This window comes from Leeuwenhoekiella obamensis (assembly GCF_055391795.1).
Genome location: NZ_AP029251.1, coordinates 1922567 through 1946486, shown reverse-complemented (window position 1 = coordinate 1946486; position 23920 = coordinate 1922567). Strand labels below are relative to the sequence as shown.

Here is a 23920-nt window from a genome sequence, read left to right as displayed (position 1 = left end):
TACTATGATGATTTATATACTTAGAAAAATAAAACTTCCCGTGTTATTGTTGTCTGTATTTTTCGCTTCATGCGAAAAGGAGTTGGAGACGATCCCTACAGACAGGTTTGCGTCAGATAATATCGCTACCAGCCCTAATGGTCTTAAGGCGTTATTATTCTCGGCATATAATACGAACAACCGTGGTGACAACTGGAAGAACCACGTGATGCAGATGGAATGTATGACAGATATCGCCTTTAACTCTGGCGGTAATGCAAATAGACAATTAGTTAACTACATCAACTTCACACTAGACTCTGAAACCGGATGGTTAACAAACTTCTGGAACCCTAATTACTTTGCAATTCGTGACTGTAACCTTGTTATAGAAAGTCTTGAAGCAGGTAGTTTTGAGCCAGAATTTGAGAGCCTTATCAAAGCTGAAGCACGTTTTATTAGAGCGTGGGAATATGCAGAGCTTTATAAGCATTTTGGCCCTGTGCCATTAAGAACAAGCACTGGTCAAGAAGGTGAACTAGCAAGAGCTACAGACGAAGAGATGAGAACATTTATCGAGTCTGAACTTCTTGATATCATTGACGATCTACCAGCGCCAGGACAAGAAGAAGGCTATGGTAGAGCGACTAAAGGTCATGCACTAGGAACACTTGTTAAGTTTGCCCTTAATAGCAGACAATGGCAAAAGGTCGTTACCTATACTCAAGATCTTATGAATCTTCAGTATTATGAACTTTACCCTACGTATCGTGCGATGTTCTTTGTTGAGAATGAGCAAAACAAAGAGATGATCATGGTATGGCCTTCTATTAACGAGCCAGGACCGGCAAGTAGCTGGTATCCTTGTGGAGCATTTCCTCCTGGATTTAGAAGAGCTGAGAATATCCCAGAATTTGAGTACATCGCTGGGCAGATGAACAACTTCCCGACGCAGTACAGACTTAGAGATGCCTTTGTAGATTCTTTTGATCCTACAGATGAGCGTTATCAAGCGATCGTGCAAGTGTATGAGAATTTAGGTGGGCGTATTATCAACCTACGTAATAACGCTGATGATAGCCGCAGCTTAAAATTCTTTGATAACGATCAGGTTCAAAACGAGAGCGGTAACGATCAGATCGTGATCCGTTATGCAGATATTCTTCTGGCTAGAGCCGAAGCTTTAAACGAGCTTAATGGCCCAACGCAAGAAGCTGTAGACCTTGTAAATAAGATTAGAAACAGATCTAATTTGGGGGATTATACTTTAACTGACGTTGGTACTAAGGATAACTTTAATGATATCATTTTAGAAGAAAGAGGTTGGGAATTTTACTCAGAAGGATGGAGAAGAGAAGACCTTATTCGTCATGATAAGTTGATCTCTAATGCGCAATCTCGCGGTATTACGAATGCTCAGGATTTTCATGTGCTTTTCCCAATACCACAAAACGAATTAAATAGTAACCCTAACGTGGAGCAAAACCCCGGCTACTAATCGTTGACCTTTTCACGAAAGTGAAATGAATATTAAGGCTCTGGTAACTAGCCGTGATCGCGTAGGGCATCACAACTGTTACTAAAATTTTCATCAGTGAAATGGTTGGGCACATATCATTTGTGTCCAACTTTTCTGGTGAAAGAAAACTACTAAGAAAACTACAGACACAACGTGTGTCACGAATAAAGCGAACTACTGAAAAATGAACTAATGTGAATACTCTCAATCTCTTAAAATATGCGCTCTCTGGCTGTGTATTTTTAATTTTGGCTTGCGCCCAAAAAAAGCAAAACACCCCAACTACAAATTCCGAAAGGCCTAATATTCTTCTTTTTATAGGCGATGACCTTATGTGGCGCGACATAGGTCCTTATGGAAACAAAGACGTGATAACACCTCATCTGGATGCGTTTGCTAAAGAGGGAATGTCTTTTGACAATATGTTTACCACAACTGCAATGTGCGCTCCCACAAGACAACAGATCTTAACGGGATTGTATCCTGTGCGTAGCGGCGCGTATCCTAATCATAGTTGGGTGCGTGATGGCGTAAAAAGTGTGGGACATTATTTTAAAGAAATGGGCTATGAAGTAGCTCTAATAGGTAAACAGCATTACGGTCCTGATGAATCTTACCCAATACATTATCTGGGCGGCCGTCAACATGACGACGGTAAAAACGGTGCTGATATAGATCTTGATAAGATCAAAAGTATTGTAAATAGTGATCAACCTTTCTTTCTCATTATTGCACAAAACCAACCGCACACCCCGTGGAATAGAGGAGACGCCTCGCAATATAATGCAGACAAATTAGAAGTAGGTGAATATATGGTTGATGCACACGAAACCCGTGAACGACTCACCAGATATTATGCTGAGATCACGTATATGGATAGTCTTTTCGGCAAGACCGTTAAGCACCTTAAGGATGCTGGTAAGAAAGAAAATACCATTACCATGTTCACCAGCGAACAAGGTTTTTCTTTTCCTTTCGGGAAATGGACTAACTATGATCTGGGTTTAAAAACAGGCTTTATCGCCAGATGGCCCGGTAAGATTGAAGCAAACACACGGAATAACGCAATGGTACAATATGTAGATATCTTGCCTACGCTTATTGATGCTGTAGGTGGTGATGCTTCTGGCTATGATACAGGTATTAGCGATGCCTATGGATACCGTGGTTTTGATGGTAATAGTTTTATGCAGGCATTGTTAGATGGCAAGGATGATTACCGAAATTATGTATATGGTGCGCAAACCACACGCGGTATTTTTTGGGGATCAGCAACGTACCCTGTGCGTTCAGTGCGGTCTGATTCTTTTAAATACATCCGTAATTTAAGTGCAGATTCTTCTTTTTACAATACAGTAGTTGTGCGTGATGATATCATTGATGCATGGAAGGTGCATGCTGAGAATGAAGAACAGCGACAATGGGTAGAACGCTACAAAAACAGACCTGCAGAAGAATTATATGATATCGTTAATGACCCTTATGAACTGCATAATCTGGCGGCTAACCCTAAGTTTGATAAAGTAAAAGAAGAACTACGCATCAAATTAGAGAACTGGATGAAGCAACAGGGAGATGAAGGCGTAAAGACAGAGCTAGAGGCATTAGAACACATGTCTCCCGGTCACGAGAACTGGAAACCATACCACGGACATTAATCTTGCGGAAGCGAGATAATTTGTAATAACCTATTAACCACTGATCATGAAATTAACCTTAAGAAATACGGCAATACTACTGGCGATCGCATCGCTGGCTGCCTGTAAATCAAACCCAGAAAAGAAGCCGGAAGTCGCAGCTTTGCCAAAAAAACCCAATGTTGTGATCATCATGGCAGATGATCTTGATAGCGGTCAGCTTAGTTGTTATGGAGGTGAGAATATTAAAACCACAAACATCGACAAGTTGGCTCAAGAAGGGATGCTTTTTGAGAATATGATCTGTACTGAGGCGATGTGCGTACCTACACGAGCTTCTCTTTTTACAGGATTGTATCCCATGAGTAATGGTGCTTTTCAAAATCATAAACCGGTGTATGACAGCATAGGTCTTAAAAGCGTAGGACATTATCTTGGCGATCTGGGATATAAAGTTGCCCTTACGGGGAAATCAGACTGTACGCGACCTAAGTCTATTTATCCTTTCGATATCATACCGGGCTTTGAGTCTAGCTGTGTTTCTGATACAGATGAGTATTCTTTGGATGGAATTCGTGATCTAGTTGCTGGTTCTAATGATCCATTTTGCTTGTTTGTGATGAGTATCAATCCGCATGCACCGTGGACGGTAGGCGACCCATCAGAATTTGATGCGGCTAGTTTAAAATTACCGCCTAATTATGTTGACACGCCCGAAACGCGCGAGGATTACACAAAGTATCTGGCTGAGGTAAGACAGCTGGATAATCAAGTGGGTGATGTTGTGCAAATGCTTAAGGAAGAAGGTAAATATGATAATACCATTGTGATCTTTCTGGGTGAGCAAGGGCCTAAATTCCCTGGAGGTAAATGGACGCTTTGGGATCAGGGACAACGCAGCTCAATGGTTGTAAAATGGAATAAAGCAGTGCAGCCGGCATCTACTACAGATGCGCTTGTGCAGTATGAAGACGTGGTGCCAACCCTTATAGACATCGCTGGTGGTGAGCCTATCGCCGGGCTAGATGGTAAGAGTTTCTTACACACGCTCACTACAGGTGAAGATAGTGATCGTGAGTTTGCTTACGGTATACATAATAACATCCCAGAAGGGCCTAAATATCCTATACGCGGCATACGCAGCAAGCGCTATAAGTTGATCACAAACTTAGAACCAGAGCTTGAATACAAGATAAAATACACCATGAATGATAACGAAAAAGGCGCAGTATGGGCTTCATGGGAAGAAAAAGCAAAAACCTCTACGAAGGCTAAAGAACTTGCAGATCGCATTGTGCACCGTCCTGCGGTAGAGTTTTATGATCTGGAGCAAGACCCTTACGAACTCAATAATCTGGCAGATGATCCTGAGTATGCAGACATGGTAGCCGAGTATCAATCAGAGCTTACCCAGTGGATGGAGGAAGAGAACGATCCTGGTGCTGCTGCAGATAAACGCTATAAAAGACATTAAAGAATCTCTATACTTTGTTTACGTAAATCCCGCCATGCTTTCTGTTACAGGGCGGGATTTTTTTTGGCTTTCGCCAAAAGGACTATTCTCATACTAAAAAACTTCAACGGCACTGCGAGGGGAACCCTTCCGTCAGCGCTATGCGCTGCCACTACGCCATGGGCGCACAAGCTTTCCCTTATCAAGGGAAGGAGTTTTTATTTTAAATATTAGAAGGATATGGCTAACGGAATCTTTCAGAGAAACTGCGGGAAGGGTTTTTTGTGAACTTAATGTATTCTGTTTGGCTGCTTTTGGCCCCCCGAGCCATAAAATCGCGATATAGTGTTAAATTCTCTTAATGAAATTCGATGAACTACACAGTAAAAAGGGGGAAATCCCCCTAAATGAGTTCATTATCATGTACTTAAGATCTTATTTTATAATTTTAAGTAAGGGCTGAATTATAATCTAAGACCAACGTTATGAGCACAGCAACTGAAACTATTCGAGCATTTTATTTTGAGGTTCTTTGTGCAGAAAATCCAGAACATGGAGCTGTAAGATTTAGACAAGTATCTGGATTGGGTACAGAGTATGCAATAACAGAGATACGTCCTAATAATACTAAATCGTTATTCCGACTGCCGCAAATGGAAAAGCATCCCAATCTTATTCTACACGAGGGAGTGCTTCCAGATGATTGTACTTTTTATATGTGGTGCAAAGAAGCAATGGAAAATCACATAAGCGAGGATGCAGGCGCCCGAACAATAGATGTGGTATTACGGTCGCCACGCAAGTCGCATCCCCTTATGCGATGGACGTTTTATGACGCATGGCCAGTGCGCTGGTCTGTGATGCCTTGTCTGCAGGGTTTTGATGGTGTTGAGGTTTCATTTATAGAATTAAGTTTTACAAACTACAAGTTATCTGCTTCTTATTGATATATTTATAGCAATGAAAAAGATATTCTATTTAAGCTTTTTATGTTTTCTGTTCATCGCTTGTAGCAAGGATGAAGAAAACAGTACGAGTATGAATTATGAAATTCTAAAAATGGGTTCATTAAGTTATGATAACCAGACTGAGCTTGAGATCCCCAAGGGATACAGCGTTTTTGAAACTGAGGAAAGTTGGGATGCTTATCTTACAACCCTAAGTGAGCGTAATACTCAATATTATAAGGAATTAAAGAATTTTGATTTTGACTTCACAAATCAAGATGCAATTCTCGTCACTGGTTCTTATTTCTATTACTGTTGCAGTTTAATCACGGTTAACAAAGTGTATGAAGAAGAAACACAAACCGTTGTAGATTTTACTGAGAGCGACACTGGTATAGGAGCGGCAATACATCAGGCGTATGTTGTACTTGTTATAGATAAGTAGCCTTTATTTCTTTTGGCTACAGCCAAAAAAATCTAACCCTCCCTGCTGAGCTTTAACGAGTCGTATACCGCCTCCAGATGCTCCTGTTTATCTGTAAGCACCACGAGCTTATCATTAGGCTGAATCTCTGTAGAACCCTTAGGAGTGATATACTTCTGGTCGCGCTCTATCATTGCGATGATCGCATATTCTGGGAAAGCAAGGTCTACGATCTTCTTACCATTTGCATGACAATTCTGGGTAATGGTGATCTCTTCCATGATGGTGCGAGGGTGTTCTTGATGAAGCGTGTCTCGATCAACCTTCTTTGCTGTTTCGGGCAGTGCTACGCCAAGCCATTTTGCTACAATGGGTAACGACGAACCTTGAATCAATACTGAGGTAACTGATATAAAGAATACGATATTAAAGATCACATTAGCTTTATCAATTCCTGCCAATAAAGGATACGTTGCAAATACAATAGGCACGGCACCGCGCAAGCCCACCCATGAGATATATAGTCTGCGACGCATTTTCATTTTAAATGGTAACAAAACGAGCATTACAGCAACTGGTCTTGCCACAAAGATCAAAAAGGCTGCGATGAGTAAACCAATGCCTATATACGGTAAGATCTGTGATGGGAACACAAGCAATCCTAAGGTAAGGAAAAGTACGATCTGCATAAGCCACGCAAGACCATCAAACATCTGGGTGATGGTTTTTTTATGAATAAGACTCTGATTACCTAAGTAAACCGCACAGATATAAATTGCAAGGAAACCGTTACCGCCTATGGCATCAGTAACAGAGAAAGTGATAAACATAAGAGCGATAACAATAACAGGGTAAAGCCCTTCAAAACTAATGTCGATCTTATTTATTACCAGTTTGCTGAGTTTACCAAAAAGAAATCCAGCAACACCACCTATAGCCATCTGAGCAAGAAACAATGGGATGATTGTCCATAGATCTTTGTCTTGATTAACCACTAGCGATAACATCGAAATGGTAAGCACATACGCCATAGGGTCATTACTACCACTCTCTAACTCGAGCGTGGGGCGCAGATTAGTTTTTAAGGAGAGATTCTTGCCGCGTAAAATAGAGAATACCGCTGCGGCATCTGTAGATGATACAATAGAACCTAGCAGCAGACTTTCATAAATAGTAAAGTCTGTGATATAGAATACAAAAAGACCCAAACTCACAGCCGTAACAAGCACCCCTAGGGTACTAAGCATGATACCTTCTTTAAGCACTGGTTTTACTGATGGCCAACTCGTATCTAAACCTCCAGAAAAGAGGATGAAGTTTAAAGACACAATGCCTATGAACTGCGCTATCTGTGGATTGTCAAAGTAAATACCACCTATACCTTCTGAGCCTGCAAGCATGCCTATACTTAAGAAAAGTAATAAGGTGGGTATACCCAGTTTATACGTTGTTTTACCGGCGATGATGCTTATAAAAAGCAACACAGAACCTATAAGGATGATATTTTCAATGGTGATATTCAGGGTGGCAGGTGTTTGGGGTTAGCGAATCTTTTGTGGGTAAATAATACGATAAAAAGTTAGATATATTACCGCTACACCGCTCATTTATTTAAATATTTCAACGGTCTTTACTTATATTGTGTGCTCGAACACACAAGTCTTATGAACAGATCAAACGCTTTTCTGCCGCTATTCTTTAGCTGCTTTATATTCTCAACCCTTTTAGCACAAGAAGCGGTGTCGCCTGCAGATATTCAATTGATGCGACAAGGGGTGCGCAGGTTGATCTTTGATGATAAAGAAAAGCTGCCGCTGGCCCAGCTAGACCCTGCTGAGGTCATTGGCCTTTCAACTATGTTTCCGGTGAAGGATCATGGTGCGGAGAAGGCTAATGTTTCAATTAACGACGAGCAATTGGTGATCGAGGCCGGTCAAGAGGCTGAGACAAGTATATGGCTTTCTGGGTTTAATCCTTTTGCTACGTATAGTTTGGATTTGGCTTTAAGCCAAAAGAACACCTCCATAGGTTTTGAGTTTGCGAACGATGCTCGTGATACCCGGTTTATTGTGGCTGTACACGATAATGGAGAACGTATAAGCGATGTGCGCCAAATGATTATTAAGAATGGCGATACACTTTATAATGAAAGTATTGCGACCGCGAGCGCAGGCAAGCAAAGCCTGAAAGGGAAGTTACTTGTGCAGTTGTTTGGAAGTGGATTGACCGTGTTTGTGCAGCAGAACGGACTGCCAGTCGCCGTGGGACAGTCAGAATTCAGTGATAAAATAGATCTACGTAAAAAGGAATATATGCATGCGTTGCACAGCAGTATTTATGTGAAACAGCAGGCAGGCGAGGTGCGCATTCATGGAGCAGAGGTGGCAATTACCACAGGTTTGGGACAGGCAGATATACGCGCTATTACGTATGAAGATGGGAGTCCGTTATTAGAAGAAGGGCGTTTATGGTACACAATGTCCATACGAGGTAGGGCTTTGCCGCATCATTTGCAGGGAGTTTTTAGCTTAGATCCTACGGTTTTTGATCTTAAGATGGAAGGTGTGATCCTTTTTGATCGCAATGACGGCTTATTGAGAAACGAGATCGCGTCCCATATTTTCTATGATCGTAAGGCAAAGCAGTGGCGCGGACTCACAACTGGGTTTAGTGCTTTTGCGAGTGATGATGAGGAGAAACAACTACTTGCGGTAAGCAGCGATAGAGATCCGCGGTTTGGGTTTTCTGTGATGCATGCTGAGCCCTTTGGAATTGTGGGCGATATAGAAGACCCTCACATTTTATATGATGCTGATGTAAACAAATGGCGCATTCTCACCTGTGCTCATTATGACGGGTATAAAGCCGTAATATTAGAAAGCGATACCTGGAATAAAGACTACACAACGATAGCTGGTCCTGTGGCTCATAACTCTACCGGAACCTCGATACAGGCCATAGGAGGGAAGCGGTACTGCTTTTCGGGGAGTGCAGAGCGAGAGATCTTTATCTACTCGTATCCTGAATTAGAAGAAGTAGGCACTTTACAAATGAATCTTCCGCCATGGGATGACCGCGCTGGAACCCGAGTATGGCCTAACGTGGTTGAATTGCCTGATGGCTATCCCTTTAAATATGTAGCCCTAATGATGGATAGGCATAACTATCCTGGACTAGAAGGTAACCACTGGACCTACGGTGCACTGTACTTGTATCATGGCATGTAACAGCGCTTTTAACTTAACTGTAATTATATAGTTGTTTTATCGCTTTCGCGAAAAGGTGAACGGGGTGATTGAACCCTCTGAGCTTTGTTTCACTTGCTCATCTCCCTTCTAGGATAAGGGAGAAGCTTTTTACTGGGAGCTGGATGAGGATTAATCGATTTTCAATTCTCAATTTGTTGATTGGAGAATTTTGCCTACTGCCTACTGTGACTGAAGACTGCGGACTGACAATGTCACTTCGACTCCGATCAGTGAACGGGGTGATTGAACCCTCTGAGCTTCGTTTCACTCGCTCATCTCCCTTCTAGGATAAGGGAGAAGCTTTTTATTGGGAGCTGGATGAGGATTAATCGATTTTCAATTATCAATTTATTGATTGGAGAATTTCAATTACTGCTTACTGAGACTGAAGACTTGCTACTGAGATTTTCACTTCGGCTCCGCTCAGCGAACTGGTGATTGAACCCTCTGAGCTTCGTTTCACTCGCCCATCTCCCTTTTGGGATAAGGGAGAAGTTTTTTGCTGGAGACTGCTTGCTGAGAACTTTACTTCTGTAACACTGTTTGTAACGCCTTACGTAAGACAGAATCATTACCGCTTTGAACGTCTTGTATAGTGGTTTTTTGAATAAAGTCTACTGGTGTTCCCTTACCTTCATAATTAGTGCCGCTTATATCTGTATAGCGCTGATAACTTAATGTTACAACCCAACCGTTAGCTAGCTTTTTTGGCTTCATATTGCTATAGCTTCCATTAGATGGTTCTCCTATTAAAGTGATATTTGGTAGATTTTTAAGCACAAGCGTAAGTTCGTCTGCACTGCTAATGGTTTGATCGTTAAGCAAGATCGCTACCGGCTTATCTGTAAAACGATATTTCCCTCGTGGGCCAAAATGATTAGGATTTATTTTTGAGAACTTTCCTTTTCTTCGGTTTTGTTTGTAATCGCCCAGAAAACGCTTATCTGTAAATCTACCTACAAGGTTATTTGTAAAACTCACATCTCCGCCCATATTAAAACGTACATCTAAAATAACGGCTTGCAATGGTTTAAATTCTTTAAAAATCTTATTGAGTAAGTTTTGAGTGAACTGTAGATTTAAAAACTTATGAGAACTGAAACTCCGCGTACTCCTAAGGTATCCTACTGTATCATTATGCGTGTAACTAAAAAGAGGCCGCCCATCATACTCAGGTCCTATATATTTCATTGGCTTAAAGCCAAATTCACCAAGAGTAGAGTCTGTCATAGCATTATATTGTTTTCTTCGTTGACTTGCAGGAATAGGCCGTATGCGGTTTATCACAGCAGAATTTCTGCTCGCGTTGAAGAAAGAATCAATGCTTGGAGATCTAAGATTTACATGGGCGTCCTTAAAGTCTTTAAGCATAGTTTTCATGATACGAAAAAGAGTTGTGTCTGCTGTAGAAGCATCAATATCATCTTTATAATGCATGTAACGTGATTGCCAATCAATATTTTTCTCATTAAAACTGGCATAATTATCATTGAAGAAATGATAGAATTGCTGAAAGCTTTTGACAGGTTTATTCTCATTTACCTGTGCAAAAGTTGAAAAGCAAATTACAAAAGTGAAAAGTAAAGTTGTTTTTAGTTGCATGACCCTTAAATATATAGCAAATAAATATTTTGATCACTGTTATGTTTTTGAATTTTTTAAATAGTGGATTTCAGAATTGAGAAATGGATTTTAGAAGATGGGAGATTGATTAATCAATTCTTGATTGATCGATTAGGGGGTGATTAAACCCTCTGAGCTTCGTTTCACTTGTCTATCTCCGTTCTAGGATAAGGGAGAAGCTTTTTACTGCAAACTGCGACTGCCAACTGAAGACTGACAATGTCACTTCGGCTCCGCTCAGTGAACGACTTAGGCTTTGCTTAGTGGAGAATGAATTTATTATAAAAGTTATAAAGTCAAATGGTATTTAGAACAACTATTTAACCTTACAACTTTTATAATTTTTTAAACTAAAATGGAAAGCGGCTCATAAGTTACCCTTGTCTCTTCTGAGAGTATTTATTAGAAGAAACGTTAGGCTTAGTAACGTGATCATTAGCCTTGTGTGGGGTTGAATCTTGCGTATTCTGAATTGAACCACACCCTAAAATAATAAAAGCGAAAAATAAAGTTGCTATTTTTTTCATATCTATAAAAATGTTGGTATTGCAAAAATAAATACCCACTTCGTTTTTACGGATTGCCACACCTTAATTTCACAATACTTTAAGACAGTTTAAGAGAACCTAAGTCGCTGCAACCGTATGGCATTCAAAATAGCTAGAAGGGCTACGCCAACATCTGCAAAAACAGCTTCCCACATGGTGGCTACACCCCATGCGCCTAGAGCAAGAACAAAACCTTTAACAATAAATGCCATGGCTATGTTTTGCCATACGATGTGACGGGTAGATTTGCCAATTTTTATCGCAGTGGCGATCTTAATGGGTTGATCTGTTTGTATTATGATATCTGCAGTCTCGATGGCAACATCACTACCTAAACCTCCCATGGCGATACCTACATCACTAGCTGCTAATACTGGCGCGTCGTTTATACCATCACCTATAAAGGCAACTTTACCATCAGTAGTAGTTTTTAAACCTTCAACTTCGTTAAGCTTATCTTCAGGGAGCAAATTTCCTTTAGCATGATCGAGGTTGAGGTCTGCAGCAACCTTTTGAGTAATGCTATCTTTGTCACCAGAGAGCATGGTTATACTTTTTACTCCTGCAGCTTTTATTTTGGCAACAGCCTGATGCGCATCTTCTTTAAGCTCATCTGCGATCACCACATAACCTGCAAAACTATTGTCTATAGCAACAAGTACAATACTCTCAACAATTGTATCTATTTCTTCTGGGGTGCTTATGTTGTGCATTTTCATAAGCGCTTTATTACCCACTAAAACCTGTTTACCCGCTACAATGCCTGTTAAACCTTTACCTGCGATCTCTTTTACTTCAGATGCTTGAAGCGTTTCGGTAGGGGAGTTATGATTCATTATTGCCTGGGCGATAGGATGGGTGGATTGCGCTTCTATGGTTTTAAGGTATTGTATGAGTTGCACTTCCGCGAAAGCGAAACCCTTAACCTTAATCACCTTGAAAACCCCTTTTGTAACTGTACCGGTTTTATCTATCGCGAGGTGTTTTACTTGGGTTATCGTGTCTAAAAATGAAGCCCCTTTAAAGAGAATTCCATTTTTTGAAGCAGCGCCCAGTCCGCCGAAATAGCCCAAAGGAATTGAGATCACCAGCGCGCAGGGGCAGGAGATCACAAGAAAAATAAGTGCGCGATACAACCACTCGCTGAAGCTATATTCTTCTACTAAGAAATAAGGTAACAGTGTAAGACCGATAGCCATAAAAGTAACTACAGGCGTATAGATCCTGGCGAACTTACGTATAAAGAGTTCGGTTTGTGATTTGCGTGCTGTAGCATTTTGAACCAGATCTAGAATGCGTGCGATAGAACTATCTTGATATTGTTTTGTGGTCCTTATCTCAATAACACCATCTATATTTATGCTACCCGCGTAGAGATTGTCATTTTGTTTGAGCGTTTGAGGTTTACTTTCGCCAGTAATGGCAGCGGTATTTACCACGGCCCTGTTAGAAAGAAGAATACCGTCTAACGGGATCTTTTCGCCTACGCGAACTTGTAGTTGACTCCCTACAGGAACCGTTTCGGGATCTGTGGATATATATTTACCATTTTGTAGAATCAAGGCCTCCTTAGGACGAACGTCAAGTAAAGCTTTAATATTACGTTTTGCTTTATCTACAGCCGCATGCTGAAACATTTCGCCAACGGCGTAAAAAAGCATTACGGCAACACCTTCTGGATATTCGCCAATAGCAAAAGCGCCAATGGTAGCGAGTGACATTAAAAAGAACTCAGTAAATATATCTCCATTAATGATGTTGTTATATCCTTGTTTGAGTACAGGTAATCCTACTGGTAGATATGCTAAGCTGTACCAGATAATCCTGAGGTATTCAGGTGCGTTGACAAGATTAAAGAAGTCTTCTGCTAGCCCAACCAAGAAGAGTATTAGGCTTATAAGTGGCCAGAAATACGGTGGTAAACTGCTTTGACTCTCTTTGTGTTCACAACCGCAGTCTGTAGTTTGTCTGGTGGTACGGCAGTTTTCTTCTCTGTGTTTATGCTTATGGTCTTTGTGGTCATGCGTATATAAGCGGCGATGGGATCTTTTATTTTTCATACTTGCAAGGTCTTAATAAAGAACCTGCAACAGAAGTGCAAAGGTTATGCGTTGCAATGATCACAAACCCCTTTAACTACCAGATTTGCATCCTGAGCGGTAAAGCCATCAGGGAGGTTAATGTGTGGGATCTTTCGATCTGTGAGACATACGGTCTCATCACATTGCGTGCAATGAAAATGAAGGTGAAGATCTTGCTCTATATCACATTGACATCCCGGCTCACATAAAGCATACTTTATCACTCCTGTACCATCATCTATCTGATGTACGATACCTTTATCTTCAAAGGTTTTAAGGGTGCGATAAAGTGTTGTGCGATCTGCACCAGAGGCCTTACCTGTAGGCGCTTCAAAGGTATGCTCTATATCACTTAAAGCTAAAGCGACTTTACTTTCTTGCATGACTTTATACACAAGAATACGCATCGCTGTGGGGCGAATATCTTTAGCGGTTAAGGATTGTTCTGTGGTCATATGGGGATTTTTCTCGCAAAAACTTTATGTAAAGTTACATTATAGAGAAATGCATAACCATTGCAAATGTTCTATAATTAGCAAATGCGTGTAGGAAGATGGGGAATTGATTAATCAATTCTGGATTAGTTGATTGGGGGGGATTGAACCCTCTGAGCTTCGTTGCACTCGCCCATCTCCCTTTTGGGAAAAGGGAGAAGCTTTTTACTGGAGGCTTGCAACTGAGATTTTCACTTCGGCTCCGCTCAGTGAACGTTTTTTAATGTGTTAATTAAACTAATGAGAGAATTAGTGGATGGATGCTGGAAGTTAGGAGTGGGGGGATTAAGTGAGAATCTCAATTAATCGATTGGAGGATTTTAATTACTGCCTACTGAGACTGAAGACTGCTCACAGAAAACACCCTAATACACTCCTTGTTTCTCGCTTTATAATCGTAGCGAGAGCAAGGATTGTGTATTAAATAAGTACTAAATAGTACGATAATTATGAACATTTCGTAATTTCGTATCGATGAAAGCGATCATTCACAAATCTTTATCTGCTCTTATGGCCTTTGTAGTACTTTTTACTACAATGTCATTTACTGTGGATATGCATTATTGTGGAGACTCTTTAGTGGATTATAGTTTTTTCACTAAAGTGGAAGGCTGCGCCATGGAAAAGATGCAGGTCGTGGAAGGCTGTGAAAAGTCTACGATCACAAAAAAGTCCTGCTGCAGCAATGAAAAGATCCTGAAGGACGGGAATGACGACCTGAAGCAATCATCTACTACACTATCCTTTGAGCAGCAGTTATTTGTTGCTACTTTTTATTACACCTACGTAAATCTCTTTGAAGGTCTTGATCAGAGCATCATACCTTTTAAAGATTACTCACCACCCTTTATTGAACGGGACGTACAATTGCTGTACGAGACCTATTTAATTTGATTATTTAGAACATTAGTCCATATGACGGACAGTATACTTATGCGGTATACGCACTAAGAAACTGATATGTAGCTGCTACAAATTCAATCTCTGTATAACTGTTTAATAATCATTTTTCTATGCTTAATAAAGGCATAAAATTCTTAATAGAAAACAAGCTAGTTGCGGTATTGATGCTCGCCCTTTTTGTAGGTTGGGGTATCGTGAATGCACCATTTAACTGGGATACCGGATTTTTGCCCAGTGATCCTGTGGCTGTGGATGCTATACCAGATATAGGAGAAAACCAGCAAATTGTTTTCACAAAATGGTCTGGGCGTTCCCCGCAGGATATTGAAGACCAGATCACATATCCTCTTACTACCTCGCTGTTAGGAATTCCTGGGGTGAAGACGATACGTAGTTCGTCAATGTTCGGCTTTTCTAGCATCTACATCATCTTTGAGGAAGATGTAGAGTTCTACTGGTCACGTAGTAGAATATTAGAAAAACTCAATTCTTTACCTGCCGGACTTCTGCCAGACGGGGTTAACCCTGCGCTAGGTCCAGATGCTACGGGATTAGGTCAGATCTTTTGGTATACGTTAGAAGGTAGAGATAGCGAAGGCAATGTTACCGGAGGTTGGGATCTACAAGAGTTGCGAAGCATACAAGATTATTATGTGAAGTATGCACTTTCTTCAGCTAGCGGAGTGTCTGAAGTGGCATCAATAGGTGGATATGTGCAAGAGTATCAGGTGGACGTAAATCCTGAATTGATGCGCCAGTATGGCATTAGTTTATCAGACATTACAAAAGCGGTAAAGCAAAGCAATCAGGATATAGGCGCGCAAACCCTTGAGATGAACAAAGCTGAGTATTTAGTGCGTGGCTTGGGGTATGTGAAGTCTATAGAAGATATTGAGAATGCTGTTGTAACCTCAAAGAATTTTACTTCCCTAAGGATAAAAGACCTTGGTAAGGTGCATCTTGGGCCAGCAACAAGACGAGGAATTCTAGATAAAGAAGGTGCTGAAGTCGTGGGTGGCGTTGTGGTAGCAAGATATGGAGCCAATCCACTTGAGGTGATCAATAATGTAAAAGAGCAGATCGCAGCGTTGTCGTCAGGACTTCCGTCAAAAGAACTTGCCGATGGCCGCACATCGCAGGTTACGATTGTGCCTTTTTATGATCGCACAGCACTTATTAAAGAAACACTGGGCACGCTTAATGAAGCCCTAACGCTAGAAATACTGATAACCATTCTTGTCATAGTTATAATGGTTTTTAATCTACGCGCTTCTGTGCTGATCTCAGGATTACTGCCTGTAGCGGTCTTAATGGTTTTCATTGCCATGAAAATCTTTAATGTAGATGCTAATATTGTTGCTCTATCTGGTATCGCCATCGCCATAGGAACTATGGTAGATGTAGGTGTGATCCTCTCTGAAAACATCATACGCCATCTAGATCATGAACATACAGATGCTGAAGGAAATAAGCTTTCTACAAACACGATCGTGTATAATGCTACCGCAGAGGTTTCAGGAGCGATATTGACTGCGGTGCTTACAACGATCATAAGTTTTATACCGGTTTTCACAATGGTAGGAGCAGAGGGTAAACTCTTCCGTCCATTGGCATTTACCAAGACAATGGCGCTCACAGCTTCTATTATCGTAGCGCTGTTTATCATTCCGCCATTTGCGGCCTTCTTATTTAAAAGAGGGAATCTTAAAAAGCACTACACCTACGCAATGAATATTGGGCTTATTATTGCCGGCGTTGTTGGTCTGTTTTACGGTTATTGGTTAGGGATCATTCTCATCGCCTTTGGCGTTTCAGGAATGGCTAGACTGCAGGATAAACTTTCGCAAAAGCAAGCTAATCTTGCGAACATCATTATTTCAGTATTAGCTATCGTATTCTTGCTGGCTCAGTACTGGCGACCGTTAGGCTTTGATCGTAGCATTTTTATGAACTTACTTTTTGTAAGTGTGATCTGCTTTGGACTGTTAGGCGTGTTCTGGGGATTTCGGTATTACTACACACGCATTCTTAGATGGGCTCTAGCAAACAAAATACTGTTTCTTTCTATACCTACGGTTATCGTGATCTGTGGCTTTTTTATCATGAAAAACACTGGGAAAGAATTCATGCCATCACTTAATGAAGGTTCTTTCTTGCTCATGCCTACTTCCTTGCCGCATGCAGGAGTAGAGGAGAACAAGCGCGTATTGCAACAGCTGGATATGGCTGTGGCGACCATTCCAGAAGTTGAGACCGTGGTAGGAAAAGCAGGTAGAACAGAGTCGGCATTAGATCCTGCGCCACTGTCTATGTATGAGAATATCATACAATACAAGCCAGAGTATATGGTTAACGCTCAAGGCGAAAAGCAGCGCTACAAGATCAATGAGGATGGATTGTTTGTGCTAAAGGATAACAGCTACATTATTAACCCCAATAACAAAGTAGAGAATGCTGAAAAGTACACGGCATCTCAATTAAGAACAACCATAAACGAAGCTGATCTGGTGGCTGATGAAGATGGAGAATATTATCGCAACTGGAGACCATCCATCCAAAGTCCGGATGATATTTGGAATGAAATTGTAAGGGTTACAAAACTTCCGGGAATCACTTCTGCTCCTAAACTACAACCCATAGAAACCCGACTAGTAATGCTGCAAACAGGAATGCGCGCACCTATGGGGATCAAAGTAAAAGGTCAAGATCTGGAAGAGATCGAAGCTTTCGGGTTACAACTTGAAGATATTCTCAAGCAAGCAGAAGGCGTGAAAGAGCAAGCTGTCTTTGCTGATCGTATCGTAGGGAAACCCTATTTGCTTATTGATATTAAAAGGGAGCAACTAGCACGCTATGGAATCTCAATTATGGATGTGCAAGAAATTCTGCAAGTGGCAGTAGGCGGAATGCCGCTTACACAAACCGTAGAAGGTAGAGAACGCTACGCAGTGCGTGTGCGATATCCTCGTGAGCTGCGTGATAACCCTACTGATCTTAAGAATATCTATGTGCCTGTTGAAAAGGGAAGCCCTGTGCCACTAGGCGAGCTTGTGGATATTAGATATGAAAAAGGTCCACAGGTGATCAAGAGTGAAGACACCTTCTTAGTTGGGTATGTGCTTTTTGACAAGTTGGATGGTTTTGCAGAAGTAGATGTTGTTGAGAATGCACAGGCATTGATCCAAGAGAAAATAAACAATGGAGAACTTACAGTACCCAAAGGAATAAGCTATCAGTTTACCGGTACATATGAGAATCAGCTTCGCGCAGAAAAGACATTGTCTGTGGTCGTACCTCTGGCGCTTATCATAATCTTCTTGATACTGTATTTTCAGTTTCGCTCTGTGGCTACTTCGCTTATGGTATTTTCAGGGATCGCGGTGGCTTTTGCTGGTGGCTTCTTAATGATCTGGCTTTACGGTCAGGACTGGTTTATGAACTTTAGTTTTTTTGGTGAAAACCTAAGAGACCTTTTCCAGATGCATACGGTAAACCTTAGTGTTGCGGTGTGGGTAGGTTTTATCGCTTTGTTCGGTATAGCGACAGATGACGGCGTGGTGATGGCTACGTATCTCACACAAACTTTTGATAGGAACAGTCCTGATAATAAAAAAGAGATCTGGGAATCTATTATTGAAGCTGGCGAAAAACGCATCCGCCCGTGTTTAATGACAACGGCAACGACGATCTTAGCGCTATTGCCGGTGTTAACGTCAGCAGGAAGAGGAAGCGATATCATGATACCGATGGCGATACCTAGTTTTGGCGGGATGTTAATAGCACTTATCACCCTTTTTGTGGTTCCTGTATTGTTCAGTATGCGCAAGGAGTTTCAACTTAAAAAAGCGGCAAAATGAAAAAGAATACGCGTTTATTTCGCCGCAAGGCAAAACAAAATACGATCACTCTGGTTTTAAGTCTGTTTTTTCTAGGCTTAATAGCGCCTGTACAAGCGCAGGATCTGCAGTTTTATATTCAGGAGGCTGAGCAGAATAATCCTGATATCAAAGCGTATGAATTGCGTTACGCTAATGCGAAAGAAAAAGTGAACGAAGTGTATAGTTTGCCTAACACCACCGTGAGCGCGGGGTATTTTGTAAGTGAACCAGAAACCCGCACGGGTGCACAGCGCGCACGATTTTCGGTGTCGCAAATGTTGCCTTGGTTTGGTACGATCACTGCGCGTGAGAATTATGCAAGCGCCATGGCAGAAGCAGAGTTTGAGGAGATCGCTATTGCGAAAAGGAAGTTGGCTTTATCAGTGGCGCAATCCTATTATGACTTGTATGCGATACGAGCAAAGCAGGCGGTGCTAGATCAAAATATCCAGTTGCTAAAAACCTATGAAGAACTTGCATTGACCTCTGTAGAGGTAGGGAAAGCTTCGGCGGTAGATGTGTTGCGTTTGCAAATACGTCAAAACGAATTAGATCAACAAAAGCAGTTGCTAGAAGAAGAATATCTGGCAACACAAGCAACTTTTAATACACTGCTTAATCGGGAAGAAACCGTTGCTGTAGAGGTGATAAACCAACTCGCAATGCCTGAGGAGGATGAGGTTTACAGCAATGATCAACTTGCATTGAATCCTGAACTTATAAAATATGACCGACTGTTTGCGTCAGTTAAACAAGCGGAACTGTTGAACCAAAAAGAGCGTGGGCCTAACGTGGGGATCGGGTTAGATTATGTGCCGGTTTCAGAGCGGCCTGAGATGAATTTTAGCGATAATGGGAAGGACATTGTGATGCCGATGGTTTCTGTGTCTATTCCGATCTTTAATAAGCGTTTTGGTTCGGTGACCAAACAAAATGAGCTGCGCCAACTGGAGTTAGCATCACAGAAGGAACAACGTTTTAATACGTTGAGAGTAGCTTTCGCGAAAGCGAAAACCAAACGCAACCAAGCCCGAATAACTTACGAAACTCAGCTAAAAAACCTGAAACAGGCAAAAGATGCTGAAGAGATCCTGACGAAGAATTATGAGACCGGTACCATTGATTTTAACGATGTGTTGGATATTCAAGAATTACAATTAAAATTTCAAAATAATCAAATAGAAGCCGTGCGGCAGTATTACAGCCAATGGGCAATGATCAATTACTTAATAAATTAAAACAACGACAATGAAAACACTCTTTAGAACAACCCTGATGACAGTGGCGATCACCTCGATGATCTCTTGTAAGAATGAATCAAAATCTGCTGATGAAACTGCAGATACCACAGAAGCGGTTGCGGTGGCAACTGATGGATTGAGTTTTAATGATGATAAGGTGGGGAAGCAATTTCAGCATTATATACATCTTAAAACAGCGCTGGTAAACAGTGATGTAGAAGAGGCGCAGTCTGGCGCAGAAATGCTTATGGAAAATACGGATGACGCTGCTTTGAAAGAAAGTCTTACCACCATCGCACAATCTGGAGATATTGATGAGCAGCGCAAACATTTTGCTGACGTTACTGCAAAGATCACAGCGGTTGTGGATGGCGCAATAAGCAATGGCGAGGTTTACAAACAGTATTGCCCAATGGCTTTTAACGGTGAAGGAGGATACTGGTTATCTAAGGAAGAAGAAATACGCAATCCATATTTTGGAGATAAGATGCTTAAGTGTGGTACAGTGGCAGAAACTATAAAATAACAGTTTATGAATAGCTTTTTAGAACAATGGGGCGAAGCAGCCTATACTTCAACTGGATTCTTCTGGATGGCGCTCTGGGCGTTCATATTGGGATATATTATCAGCAGTATGATACAGGTTTTTGTGACCGAAAAGAGGATGCAGCAAACCATGGGTAAAGACCGTTCTAAAAGTATGCTATTAGGCACGTTCTTCGGGTTTATAAGTAGTTCGTGCAGTTTTGCTGCGCTTGCCTCAACAAAGTCAATATTTAAGAAGGGAGCAGGATTTGCATCGTCTATCGCATTCTTGCTCGCTTCTACTAATCTCGTGATCGAGCTAGGGATCATCATCGCTATTTTCTTAGGTTGGCAGTTTGTAGTGGGAGAATACGTAGGCGGAATTTTATTGATATTGATCAGTTGGGTTCTTATACGCATTATCAATCCTAAAAAACTGATCAAACAAGCTAGAGAAAAACTCAAGGAAGAAGGAGATGATGAGATGGATACTTCTGAAAACTGGAAGAAGCAGATCAAGAAAGAAGAGAGTTGGGCAAAAGTCGCTAAGAAATACAAAATGGAGTGGCAAATGGTATGGAAAGACGTTACCGTGGGCTTTACCATTGCAGGTATCGTAGCCGCTTTTGTACCAGATGCTTTCTTTCAGACGCTTTTTGTGAACACTGGTCAGGGCAATACAGATTTTACATTCCTTGAAATATTAGAACATATAATCGTAGGGCCAGTCGCGGCGTTTTTGACTTTTATAGGGTCAATGGGTAATATTCCGCTTGCTGCATTATTGCTGGGCAAAGGCGTGAGTTTTGCCGGTGTGATGGCTTTTATTTTCAGTGATTTGGTAGTGTTTCCTGTGTTGCGTATCAACGCAAAATACTATGGGTGGAAGATGTCTTTCTTTATTCTTTTCCTTCTTTTTGCCTCATTGATCGCTACGGCGTTGGCGTTGCATTACGGTTTTGATCTGTTAGGTTTTTTACCAGATCCTTCGCAGGTTACTATTCAGGATAGCGAATATTTTAAGGTCGATTATACCTTCTTTCTTAACCTAGCATTTTTAGCGATCACGGGTTATTTGATCTATTTAGGCTTTTTCAAGAAAAAAGATGTAATGGCATCTATGGGCGACATGGCACCAAAAAGTCCGTTGCTTGAAACCGTATTAAAATACACAGCATTTTTGTGCTATGCTTGGTTAGCTGGTGGACTGATCGTGAAGTTTGCGGTTGCTTAAAAAGGTGTAAAAATTTATTTGGCTGCAGCCAAAAAGAAAAGAGTGTGATCAACGTATGAATCAAGATCACGGCTGACTCATTAAAACAGCAAAATAAAGTTAGAAAGTATGAATAAGAATTTTCTATATATCGGGATCGCTCTTGTGGGAGGTTTAGTATTGGGTTGGCTCATTTTTGGAGGAAGTGAGGCTAACGATACGCATCAAAACGATGAGCATACACATGAAGCCGCTAGCGCTGAACAAATGTGGACCTGCTCAATGCATCCACAGATCATGCAACCAGAACCTGGTGATTGTCCTATTTGCGGGATGGATCTTATTCCGGCAGAAGCAGGTGCAGACGGTCTGGACGTGAATGAATTCAAAATGACCAAGAATGCCATGGCATTAGCCGATATTCAAACCACGCGTGTGGGAAGTGCGTCTGTGGGAGAAGAAAATATGATCACGCTTTCTGGCAAGATCGCCATGAATGAAGAAGAGAATGCGGTGCAGGCGAGTTATTTTGACGGTAGAATAGAAAAACTGAATATCAACTATAACGGTCAGGAAGTGCGCAAAGGTGCATTGCTAGCAACCATTTACGCACCTTCATTAGTGGCAGCCCAGCAAGAACTCATTACTGCCGCGTCACTTAAAGAATCACAGCGGGCATTGTATAATGCGGTGCGCAACAAATTAAAACTTTGGAAGCTCACAGATACGCAGATCAACCGCATAGAACGATCTGGTGAAGTGCAAGAGAATTTCCCTGTCTATGCCACCGTGAGCGGTACTGTTTCAGAGAAGTTGGTCGCAGAAGGTGATTATGTGAAGCAAGGTCAGCCCATTGTTAAGGTCAGCAACTTAAACTCAGTCTGGGCAGAATTTGATGCCTATGAAAATCAAATTGATCAATTGAAAAAAGGGCAGCGAATAGCGATCACTTCAAATGCCTATCCTAATACACCATTTAATGCAAAGATCTCTTTTATAGATCCGGTTCTGGATGCTCAAACAAGAACAGTAACCGTTAGAGCCGACTTACAAAATACAGATGGCCAACTCAAACCGGGTATGTTCATTACCGGCAAAGTAGAAGGGCAGAGCACAGCCACAACTTCTCAATTCACTATACCAGCAACGGCGGTGATGTGGACCGGTGAGCGCTCTGTGGTTTATCTTAAAACCAATGCGAACGAACCTGTTTTTAAAATGCACGAGGTAACGTTGGGCAATCGTAACGGAGATAATTATACTGTGCTTGACGGACTTCAAAATGGTGATGAGATCGTAACCAATGGAACCTTCACAGTAGACGCTGCGGCACAATTGCAAGGCAAGCGATCTATGATGAATCAGGATGTTGAGGAGCAATCAGCAATGGAAATGCAGTCTATGGAGATGCAATTTTCGGCAAATACAAAGCAAGCTGTTAAGCAAAGTTTACCGTCTTACCTTAAACTCAAGGATGCCTTTGTAAATAGCGATGCTTCTGCAGTTATCGCTTCCGCGAAAGCGACACTTACCGCACTAAAATCAACGCCAGAAGCCACGCTAGGCACCATGGAAAAAGCACATATCAATGCGATAAAAGACAAGTTGGCCGCAATATCAAAAACCAAAGATCTAGAAGTGCAACGTAGTCATTTTGTTGTCTTAAATGAGAATATGGTGGCTGTGATCAAGAATATTACCGGTCTGGACGCAAAACTGTACATCCAGCAATGCCCCATGGCAAATAACAATAACGGCGCCGTCTGGTTAAGCAGCTCCAGCGATATCAAGAATCCGTATTATGGCGAAGCGATGCTGAGCTGTGGTAGTGTGATTGATGTGGTGGAGTGAGGGGGAAATGGACTACTCTAGAAATATAAATGCTTATCGAGCGGAACCGAGATGTATTTTTTAGTTTTTTTCTTGCTTCTAACGGAAATAAAAGTCTCATAAAACGATAATATTTGCAAATTTGACAACAGTAAGGATTATATTTTAAAAAAATGTATAATAGCTGTGTTATCTATTTTTCCGTCCCATACAATATCGATTTGATTAAGTAAACCGAGAATAATTCGCATTATTGATTTTAAAGCTAAGTTTTGTATCAATCAATGGTAAAGTTAATATTTAAAGCTAGTCTTAGAGATTTGTATTAAGATACATTTTTTATTGTGTTCATTGTTAAAATATTATCTTTATTAAAA

16 protein-coding genes are annotated in these 23920 nt (G+C 41.2%); 12 read left to right on the top strand and 4 right to left on the bottom strand.

The features are described from left to right. Positions 1 to 4 precede the first annotated feature (4 nt). From ACZ5L8_RS08645 to ACZ5L8_RS08625, 5 genes are all read left to right on the top strand, one after another. Positions 5 to 1477, top strand: coding sequence for a RagB/SusD family nutrient uptake outer membrane protein (locus ACZ5L8_RS08645; RefSeq protein WP_464436607.1), 1473 nt, complete (start codon positions 5 to 7; stop codon positions 1475 to 1477). Between the two features lie 215 nt (positions 1478 to 1692). Beyond that, on the top strand, positions 1693 to 3156 hold the full coding sequence (locus ACZ5L8_RS08640) for a sulfatase family protein (protein ID WP_464436605.1): 1464 nt from the start codon (positions 1693 to 1695) through the stop codon (positions 3154 to 3156). Positions 3157 to 3202: 46 nt separating this feature from the next. Then, the gene (locus ACZ5L8_RS08635; protein ID WP_464436602.1) at positions 3203 to 4609 is read left to right on the top strand and encodes a sulfatase family protein; all 1407 of its coding nucleotides are present in this window, start codon (positions 3203 to 3205) and stop codon (positions 4607 to 4609) included. Between the two features lie 464 nt (positions 4610 to 5073). After that, on the top strand, positions 5074 to 5535 hold the full coding sequence (locus ACZ5L8_RS08630; RefSeq protein WP_464436600.1) for a phage tail protein: 462 nt from the start codon (positions 5074 to 5076) through the stop codon (positions 5533 to 5535). A 13-nt stretch (positions 5536 to 5548) separates the two neighbouring features. Further along, on the top strand, positions 5549 to 5980 hold the full coding sequence (locus ACZ5L8_RS08625) for a hypothetical protein (RefSeq protein ID WP_464436597.1): 432 nt from the start codon (positions 5549 to 5551) through the stop codon (positions 5978 to 5980). 32 nt (positions 5981 to 6012) lie between these two features. Here the strand turns inward: ACZ5L8_RS08625 and ACZ5L8_RS08620 are convergent, their stop codons facing one another. Further along, positions 6013 to 7482 carry a potassium/proton antiporter gene (locus ACZ5L8_RS08620; protein WP_464440943.1) on the bottom strand — a complete coding sequence of 490 codons (1470 nt, stop codon included), beginning with the start codon at positions 7480 to 7482 and terminating at the stop codon, positions 6013 to 6015. A 141-nt stretch (positions 7483 to 7623) separates the two neighbouring features. Between ACZ5L8_RS08620 and ACZ5L8_RS08615 the strand changes: the two genes are divergently transcribed. Continuing rightward, complete coding sequence (locus tag ACZ5L8_RS08615) at positions 7624 to 9186, top strand: hypothetical protein (protein ID WP_464436594.1); 1563 nt, start codon at positions 7624 to 7626, stop codon at positions 9184 to 9186. Positions 9187 to 9732: 546 nt separating this feature from the next. Here ACZ5L8_RS08615 and ACZ5L8_RS08610 read toward each other — a convergent pair. From ACZ5L8_RS08610 to ACZ5L8_RS08600, 3 genes are all read right to left on the bottom strand, one after another. After that, positions 9733 to 10809: a S41 family peptidase gene (locus ACZ5L8_RS08610; RefSeq protein WP_464436592.1), complete on the bottom strand. Its 1077-nt coding sequence runs from the start codon at positions 10807 to 10809 to the stop codon at positions 9733 to 9735. A gap of 637 nt (positions 10810 to 11446) precedes the next feature. Then, the gene (locus ACZ5L8_RS08605; protein ID WP_464436589.1) at positions 11447 to 13438 is read right to left on the bottom strand and encodes a heavy metal translocating P-type ATPase; all 1992 of its coding nucleotides are present in this window, start codon (positions 13436 to 13438) and stop codon (positions 11447 to 11449) included. Between the two features lie 44 nt (positions 13439 to 13482). Continuing rightward, entirely contained in the window at positions 13483 to 13914 is a 432-nt protein-coding gene (locus tag ACZ5L8_RS08600) for a Fur family transcriptional regulator (protein ID WP_464436587.1), read from the bottom strand. A 513-nt stretch (positions 13915 to 14427) separates the two neighbouring features. Here ACZ5L8_RS08600 and ACZ5L8_RS08595 point away from each other — a divergent pair. The 6 genes from ACZ5L8_RS08595 to ACZ5L8_RS08570 all read left to right on the top strand — a co-directional run bounded on the left by ACZ5L8_RS08595 (position 14428) and on the right by ACZ5L8_RS08570 (position 23564). Continuing rightward, positions 14428 to 14847, top strand: coding sequence for an HYC_CC_PP family protein (locus tag ACZ5L8_RS08595; protein ID WP_464436584.1), 420 nt, complete (start codon positions 14428 to 14430; stop codon positions 14845 to 14847). A gap of 119 nt (positions 14848 to 14966) precedes the next feature. Continuing rightward, the gene (locus ACZ5L8_RS08590) at positions 14967 to 18713 is read left to right on the top strand and encodes an efflux RND transporter permease subunit (RefSeq protein WP_464436582.1); all 3747 of its coding nucleotides are present in this window, start codon (positions 14967 to 14969) and stop codon (positions 18711 to 18713) included. Beyond that, a complete protein-coding gene (locus tag ACZ5L8_RS08585; RefSeq protein WP_464436579.1) occupies positions 18710 to 19972 on the top strand; it encodes a TolC family protein in 1263 nt (420 codons plus the stop codon). Before ACZ5L8_RS08590 ends, ACZ5L8_RS08585 begins: the two co-directional genes overlap by 4 nt. 10 nt (positions 19973 to 19982) lie before the next feature. Further along, a complete protein-coding gene (locus ACZ5L8_RS08580) occupies positions 19983 to 20501 on the top strand; it encodes a DUF3347 domain-containing protein (RefSeq protein WP_464436577.1) in 519 nt (172 codons plus the stop codon). A 6-nt stretch (positions 20502 to 20507) separates the two neighbouring features. After that, complete coding sequence (locus ACZ5L8_RS08575) at positions 20508 to 21734, top strand: permease (protein WP_464436574.1); 1227 nt, start codon at positions 20508 to 20510, stop codon at positions 21732 to 21734. Between the two features lie 108 nt (positions 21735 to 21842). Beyond that, positions 21843 to 23564: an efflux RND transporter periplasmic adaptor subunit gene (locus ACZ5L8_RS08570; RefSeq protein ID WP_464436572.1), complete on the top strand. Its 1722-nt coding sequence runs from the start codon at positions 21843 to 21845 to the stop codon at positions 23562 to 23564. Positions 23565 to 23920 lie beyond the last annotated feature (356 nt).

Bases quoted from the DNA above. Each gene is read 5' to 3' on its own strand.
- ACZ5L8_RS08645 (WP_464436607.1), top strand. From the start codon at position 5: ATGATGATTTATATACTTAGAAAAATAAAACTTCCCGTGTTATTGTTG.
- ACZ5L8_RS08635 (WP_464436602.1), top strand. From the start codon at position 3,203: ATGAAATTAACCTTAAGAAATACGGCAATACTACTGGCGATCGCATCG.
- ACZ5L8_RS08630 (WP_464436600.1), top strand. From the start codon at position 5,074: ATGAGCACAGCAACTGAAACTATTCGAGCATTTTATTTTGAGGTTCTT.
- ACZ5L8_RS08625 (WP_464436597.1), top strand. From the start codon at position 5,549: ATGAAAAAGATATTCTATTTAAGCTTTTTATGTTTTCTGTTCATCGCT.
- ACZ5L8_RS08615 (WP_464436594.1), top strand. From the start codon at position 7,624: ATGAACAGATCAAACGCTTTTCTGCCGCTATTCTTTAGCTGCTTTATA.
- ACZ5L8_RS08610 (WP_464436592.1), bottom strand. From the start codon at position 10,809: ATGCAACTAAAAACAACTTTACTTTTCACTTTTGTAATTTGCTTTTCA.
- ACZ5L8_RS08605 (WP_464436589.1), bottom strand. From the start codon at position 13,438: ATGAAAAATAAAAGATCCCATCGCCGCTTATATACGCATGACCACAAA.
- ACZ5L8_RS08600 (WP_464436587.1), bottom strand. From the start codon at position 13,914: ATGACCACAGAACAATCCTTAACCGCTAAAGATATTCGCCCCACAGCG.
- ACZ5L8_RS08595 (WP_464436584.1), top strand. From the start codon at position 14,428: ATGAAAGCGATCATTCACAAATCTTTATCTGCTCTTATGGCCTTTGTA.
- ACZ5L8_RS08590 (WP_464436582.1), top strand. From the start codon at position 14,967: ATGCTTAATAAAGGCATAAAATTCTTAATAGAAAACAAGCTAGTTGCG.
- ACZ5L8_RS08585 (WP_464436579.1), top strand. From the start codon at position 18,710: ATGAAAAAGAATACGCGTTTATTTCGCCGCAAGGCAAAACAAAATACG.
- ACZ5L8_RS08580 (WP_464436577.1), top strand. From the start codon at position 19,983: ATGAAAACACTCTTTAGAACAACCCTGATGACAGTGGCGATCACCTCG.
- ACZ5L8_RS08575 (WP_464436574.1), top strand. From the start codon at position 20,508: ATGAATAGCTTTTTAGAACAATGGGGCGAAGCAGCCTATACTTCAACT.
- ACZ5L8_RS08570 (WP_464436572.1), top strand. From the start codon at position 21,843: ATGAATAAGAATTTTCTATATATCGGGATCGCTCTTGTGGGAGGTTTA.